Genomic DNA, 6,663 nt, shown 5'->3' on the forward strand with positions numbered 1-6,663 from the left:
TGTCATGGCAGTTGAACAATTGTTATCAGTCATAAATACTTGCAGGCGGAACCTAATAAAGTGTGAACAGTTTTCTGAACAAACCTCAAATCCGGGCAGGGAACTTTCTCACAAAGTAAAACAGGGAATATCGTATGAAGCTGCGTAACTTGATGTTGACCACCGGCTTGCTGGGCATGTTGCTGACTAACACCGTTTTGGCTCTGGGGTTGGGAGAGATCAAGCTTAACTCATCGCTCAACGAGCCACTTGATGCCGAGGTGCAATTGACCAGCATTGGTGAGTTGACGGATATCGAAATACTGGTGGGGCTGGGTTCCCCCAGGGATTTCGACAACGCAGGTGTCGAGAGACTTTTTCTGTTGACAGATTTAAGCTTTGCCGTGGATCTCACGAACCGCGCCCGGCCTCTGCTGCGGATCACCTCGAGAAAGCCTGTCCGTGAACCCTACCTGAATTTTCTGGTAGAGGTTCAGTGGCCAATCGGTCGTCTGGTGCGTGAATACACATTGTTGCTCGATTTGCCGGTCTATGCCCAGGAGAGAGAAGCCGCAAAAAAGATTGAGGCTGCGAGTTCCGGCCCGCAGCTATCCAACAGTACAGCGGGGTCGCAATCCGCATCCAATCGGTTGGGCAGCCAGCCCCTTTCTGCAGGTGATGGCGAGTACAGCGTTAACACCGGTGATACGGTCTGGGCCATTGCCCAGCGTATTCGTCCCGAGCAGGCCAGCATGAACCAGACCATGGCGGCTATCAAACAGCTTAATCCGGATGCGTTCATTAATGACAATATCAACCTGTTAAAAAAGGGGGCTGTTCTTCGATTGCCGGAAGGGAGTGATATCCGCGCATTGACGGAAGCCGCCGTTCAGAAAGAACTCAACCAGCCCGAGCAAATTCCTGCTGAAGATGCGGCAGTGCCTCCGGTACTGGATGCTGGCGATTCCGATGCAGTCATAGCCGACTCCCCGGCAACAGCGGGAGAGGGACGTCTCAAGCTCCCCGCACTGGGCGTCGATGATGATTCCAGTGCGGGTGGGGAAGAACTCAGTGAAAGCGCGAATAGCGATATGACTGTCGGATCTTCTGGCTCTGGACAGGACGAATTAATTGCTGCACAGGAAGAACTGGACAAATCTCTTCGTGAAAATGATGACCTGAAAACACGTATTGCCAATCTGGAAGAGCAGTTGGCCACCATGAACCGTCTGGTGGAAATTCAGGATGACTCTCTGCGAGCTACTCAGCTGGCTGTTCAGAACGAGGAACCTGAAGTGTCTGATGAGACTGCCAACAGCGGTGCCGATGCGCCTGCGCAGACTGCGTCAACTGATGAAGGTAGCGATTCCGATAAGTCCATGGGGCTGGCTGGATGGATGGACTATCTGCTATACCCCTTGATTGCATTGCTCGCGCTATTACTCGCGGTGGTGATGTTTTTCCGTAACCGGAAGCATGATGATGACGAGCACGAGGAGCTTTCCTTGCAGACGCTCGCGAGTCGTCAGCAGCCTGAACCAGCTGAAGAAAGACTTGCTGAGGTGTTTACCGAGTCAGAGCGGCAGTATGTCCCTGAAGTTGCTGCAGAGTTGGACGAATCTGGCCTGAAAGACCTCGAAGAGCTTGAACTCGGCGATGGGGAGGGTGTTGATCCCAAGGGAGAGGCAGACATTTATCTTTCTCTGGGCAATTACCGTCAGGCTGAAAACATTCTTCGCAAGGCAATCGAGTCTGATCCGCAGAACAGTTCTTTGTGGCTCAAATTGCTGGAAGTCCATGTCAGCGCCAACGACACAGCTGCATTTGAAAGAGACAGAATAGCGCTGGCAAAACTCAATGATAGTCATGCTGACGAGAGAGCGCTGGCACTTGAGTCCGAGTTGTTGTCCGGGAAAACGGATGAATTCGATGTTGTTACCGAAGGGCAGGCAGGTATTTCGGCTGAAACAAGTGATTCTTCCGCTGACTCGGCTGATTTTGAGAACCCGACGCTCGATTATGATCTGGGTGACGTGTCAGCCAATGTGTCCCCTGTGGATATGGATTATCCGAAAAATGATGAAGAAGACACCTCTTCTCCGGAAGATCGCGATTTAAACGAGGTTGACCTTTTTTCATCTGAAACAGCTTCTGCTGAAGAGGATGTGACACCCGCATCGCTCACTTCTCCAACAGCTACCGGGGATGCTCATCAGGACTTTGATCTGGACCTGGATCTTGATGACATGGATATAGGTGCTTTATCGACCGAAATCGATGAAAGCATGCTGGATATTGAGTTTGATGAAGAAGACCCTGCTCTTGCGGAAGATGGCAGAGAGGCTGCTGAAAACTCAGCAGATACAGCCACTTCTGACGATCAGGGTTTTCCGTTGGAAACGACTGAAGTTTCCATAATTGAATCTGCTGAACCCCAAGTCGAAGGGGATGGTTTTGACAGCCTTGCCAGTGTTGAGGATTCATTTGGTGAGGATGATGAGTCGGATACCAAGCTGATACTGGCTGAAGCCTATGTGGATATGGGTGGCCCAGAGAATGCTCGTGAGCTGCTTGAAGAAGTACTGCAAAATGGGACTGAAGAGCAGCGCGCAAAAGCCAACTCGATACTTGAGAATATGTCCTGACAACAATGATCCCGGGGCCAACCCGTGAGACTCGGTCTCTGAAGCATCCGGTTGAAGACTTCGTTCTTCCTGCCGGGGTAAAGCGTATTGCTGCTGCCGTCGAATACTGCGGCAGTGCTTTTTCCGGCTGGCAAAGACAGTCGCATAGTCCCAGTGTGCAGGCTTCCGTGGAAGCGGCGCTGTCCAAAGTGGCCAATGAGGGGATTTCGGTCATTTGTGCAGGCCGCACGGACACCGGGGTGCATGCAACCAATCAAATAATTCATTTCGATACCGCTGCAAAGAGGAAAGATTCCAATTGGTTGCTGGGTGCTAATGCCAATTTACCCTTCGGGATAAGATTGCATTGGGTGTCTGAACAAACAGCAGATTTTCACGCGCGTTTCAGTGCCACAGCGAGAACCTATCGCTACCTGATTGTCAATCAACCCCAGCGCTCAGCGCTTTTTTATCATGGGTTGAGCTGGGAAAAGCGGTCATTGGAGACGCCCGGCATGCATCGTGCCATTCAGCTGTTGATTGGAGAACATGATTTCAGCTCGTTTCGCGCATCCGGCTGTCAGTCCAACTCACCCAATCGCAATGTGCATCGGGCAAGGGTCTGGCGACAGGCCAATCTTGTGATCATTGAAATAACGGCCAATGCATTTCTTCACCATATGGTTCGCAATATTGTGGGAGCGCTGGTCTGTATTGGTCGTGGCGACAGGTCAATAGAGTGGTTGAGAGAACTGTTATTGCTGCGAGATCGTACCAAGGCGCCGCCAACAGCACCGCCCAACGGTTTATATCTGGTGAAAGTGAACTATCCGGATGGTTTTCGCGTACCACAAATGGTACCTGGCCCCCAATTTATCGCAGAAGTCTGAGCAGACACAGGCGCTATGCAATAGGCAGTAAACAGTGCTTTTTGCTACAATTCTCCCCCGGCTGATGGAACTCATTGTGAAACGAACTCGTGTCAAAGTCTGCGGTATAACCCGGCCGGAAGATGCCCATGATGCCGCCGCTGCCGGGGTCGATGCGATAGGGCTGGTGTTTTATTCAAAAAGCCCTCGATTTGTAGGCCTGTCAGATGCTGCGGTCATTTCTGCCGAGGTAGGCCCTTTTGTCACAACAGTTGGGCTGTTTGTCAATGCCCTGCCAGAACAGGTGACAGAAATACTTGAAAGGGTGGGGCTGCAGCTTCTGCAGTTCCACGGTGATGAGGACGATGAGTACTGTCAGCAATTTGGCAGGCCATTCATCAAAGCCATAAGAATGGTGCCGGGGCTGGATTTATCAAATGAGATTACCCGGTTTCCAAGTGCCAGCGGATTTCTGTTTGATGCCTGGCATAAAGACAAGTATGGCGGTACCGGCGAAACGTTTGAATGGCAACGCCTGCCAACTGATTCAGCCTTTCCGATTATTCTGGCGGGCGGCTTGAATCCTGGGAATGTGGCTGATGCCATTTCCCAGGTCCACCCCTATGCAGTGGATGTGAGTGGTGGTGTAGAAACAGCTCCGGGCATTAAATCCGCCCGACTCATAGAACAGTTTATTGCCCGTACTTCGGGCGGGTAATACGTCGGAGAACCCAGTGAACAAAAAAACCTCAATTGATTTCAGTCTGATGCCCGATGCCAATGGTCACTTTGGTCCCTATGGCGGACGCTTTGTTTCTGAAACCCTTATTTATGCATTGGATGAGCTGGAAAGCATCTACCGGAGCTTGAAGGATGATCCCGATTTTCAGGCCCAGTTTGATTATGATCTTGCTCATTATGTCGGGCGGCCATCCCCGCTGTACTTTGCCGAGCGCTGGACCAGGCAAACCGGTGGCGCGAAGCTGTTCCTCAAGCGCGAGGACCTGAATCATACCGGCGCACACAAAATTAATAATACGATCGGTCAGGCGCTGCTGGCCAAGCATACGGGCAAACAGCGGGTGATTGCCGAAACTGGTGCCGGTCAACATGGCGTGGCTACGGCGACTGTTGCAGCCCGCCTTGGTCTGGAATGCCATGTGTTCATGGGTGAGGAGGATATTCAGCGCCAATCCCTGAATGTCTATCGTATGAAATTGCTCGGTGCGACGGTTGTTCCGGTGACTTCCGGCTCCAAAACCCTTAAAGATGCCATGAACGAAGCCCTGCGTGATTGGGTGACCAATGTGGATAATACGTTCTACATCATTGGAACCTGTGCGGGACCTCACCCCTATCCCGAGTTGGTGCGGCACTTCCAGTCGGTGATTGGCCGCGAAGCCCGTCAGCAGTCACTGGCTCAAACAGGTAAATTACCGGATGCTCTGGTTGCCTGCGTTGGTGGCGGTTCAAATGCCATTGGCTTGTTTCATCCGTTTCTGACGGATGACTCGGTTGCCATGTACGGTGTGGAAGCAGGGGGCTTTGGGCTCGGCACCGGCAAACACGCTGCGCCGCTGAATGACGGTATCCCCGGTATTCTCCATGGTAACCGTACCTATCTGATGGAAGATGAAAACGGACAGATTATTGAAACGCATTCCATTTCAGCCGGGTTGGACTACCCCGGAGTTGGTCCGGAGCACGCCTGGTTGAAGGATATCGGCCGTGTCAAGTATGTGGTGATAGATGATGATGAGGCTATGGATGCATTTCGTCGCCTCACCAGAGTGGAGGGCATCATGCCGGCCCTCGAGACCAGTCACGCGATTGCCTATGCCGAAAAACTGGCTCGTGAGATGGCTCCGGAGCAGACCATTGTCGTGAATCTTTCTGGTCGCGGTGACAAAGATATTCTGACGGTTGCAGAAATCGATGGTATTACCCTGTAATAATGCGTTAATAAACAAGAAGTTGGAAAATTGTCTGTGAACAGAATTAAACAACGCTTTGAAGCGCTTCAGCAACAGGGCCGGAAGGCCCTGATTCCTTATATAGTATTGGGTGATCCTGCCGCTGATGTGACGCTGCCGGTGATGCATGCACTGGTTGAGAAAGGTGCGGATATCCTTGAGCTGGGTGTTCCTTTTTCGGATCCGACAGCCGAGGGGCCAGTGATCCAGAAAGCTCATGAACGTGCCCTTGCCCATGGCAGCAGTCTGCGTGACGCATTGGCGCTGGTAAAACAATTCAGAGAGACCAATACCACCACCCCGGTAATTTTGATGGGTTATGCCAACCCAATAGAACGGCTTGGCTATCAGCATTTTATTGAGCTCGCGCTTGATGCGGGAATTGATGGTGTATTGACGGTTGATCTTCCCCCCGAAGAAGCTGGTGATTTTAATCAGCATCTCGGTGAAGCCGGCATTGAAAATATTTTTCTGCTGGCTCCCACCAGCAGCGAGAAACGTCAGAAAATGGTCACGGAAATGGCCGGCGGTTTTATTTATTACGTTTCACTGAAAGGTGTGACCGGGGCGGGCAATCTCGATATTGTGTCAGTGAAGGAGCACGTAGATCACATTCGTACATTGACTGACTTGCCAGTCTGTGTAGGATTCGGCATTAAAGATGGTGCTTCAGCGCGTGCTGTTGCCGACCTCTCCGATGGTGTAGTGGTTGGTAGTGTGCTGGTCAATAAGATGGCTGAGCTGGCTGCGCGCGGTGAAACATCACCACGGGCTTTTTCACAGGCTGTTTCAAGCCTGGTCGCAGAAATGCGGGATGCACTGGATAACTGACGGAATACACTATGAGCTGGTTGGAAAAAATCCGCCCCAAGGGTCCAGCGACCCAGAAAAAAGATCGCACTCAGAGTGTTCCCGAAGGGCTGTGGAAAAAATGTCCGAAATGCAGTACACCACTTTATCGACCAGAGCTTGAAAAAAATCTTGAAGTCTGTCCGAAATGCGATCATCACCTTCGTATAGGCGCTCGTCGTCGGCTGGATTTTTTCCTTGATCGGGAAGGCCGCGAGGAGCTCGCGACAGAGGTCAAGCCCGTCGATCGTCTCAAATTCAAGGATGTACGTCGTTACAAAGACCGTTTGAACGATGCGCAGAAACTGACAGGCGAAGACGATGCACTGATAGCAATGAATGGCACATTAAAAGGCATGCCCGTTGTTG

5 protein-coding genes and 1 pseudogene are annotated in these 6,663 nt (G+C 51.5%); all 6 read left to right on the forward strand.

The features are described from left to right. The first annotated feature begins 134 nt into the window (after positions 1-134). Positions 135-2,624, forward strand: coding sequence for a FimV/HubP family polar landmark protein (locus ACTF5G_RS03245; RefSeq protein WP_438951383.1), 2,490 nt, complete (start codon positions 135-137; stop codon positions 2,622-2,624). 5 nt (positions 2,625-2,629) lie between these two features. Beyond that, the gene (gene truA / locus ACTF5G_RS03250) at positions 2,630-3,493 is read left to right on the forward strand and encodes a tRNA pseudouridine(38-40) synthase TruA (RefSeq protein WP_438951384.1); all 864 of its coding nucleotides are present in this window, start codon (positions 2,630-2,632) and stop codon (positions 3,491-3,493) included. Positions 3,494-3,569: 76 nt separating this feature from the next. After that, a complete protein-coding gene (locus ACTF5G_RS03255) occupies positions 3,570-4,190 on the forward strand; it encodes a phosphoribosylanthranilate isomerase (protein WP_438951385.1) in 621 nt (206 codons plus the stop codon). Between the two features lie 49 nt (positions 4,191-4,239). After that, the gene (trpB, locus tag ACTF5G_RS03260) at positions 4,240-5,424 is read left to right on the forward strand and encodes a tryptophan synthase subunit beta (RefSeq protein ID WP_438951391.1); all 1,185 of its coding nucleotides are present in this window, start codon (positions 4,240-4,242) and stop codon (positions 5,422-5,424) included. A 36-nt stretch (positions 5,425-5,460) separates the two neighbouring features. Next, the gene (gene trpA, locus ACTF5G_RS03265) at positions 5,461-6,276 is read left to right on the forward strand and encodes a tryptophan synthase subunit alpha (protein ID WP_438951386.1); all 816 of its coding nucleotides are present in this window, start codon (positions 5,461-5,463) and stop codon (positions 6,274-6,276) included. A gap of 11 nt (positions 6,277-6,287) precedes the next feature. Then, positions 6,288-6,663 (forward strand): annotated as a pseudogene (locus tag ACTF5G_RS03270) (acetyl-CoA carboxylase, carboxyltransferase subunit beta); the annotation flags it as partial.

The organism is Porticoccus sp., from assembly GCF_965660005.1.
Lineage (GTDB): Bacteria > Pseudomonadota > Gammaproteobacteria > Pseudomonadales > Porticoccaceae > Porticoccus.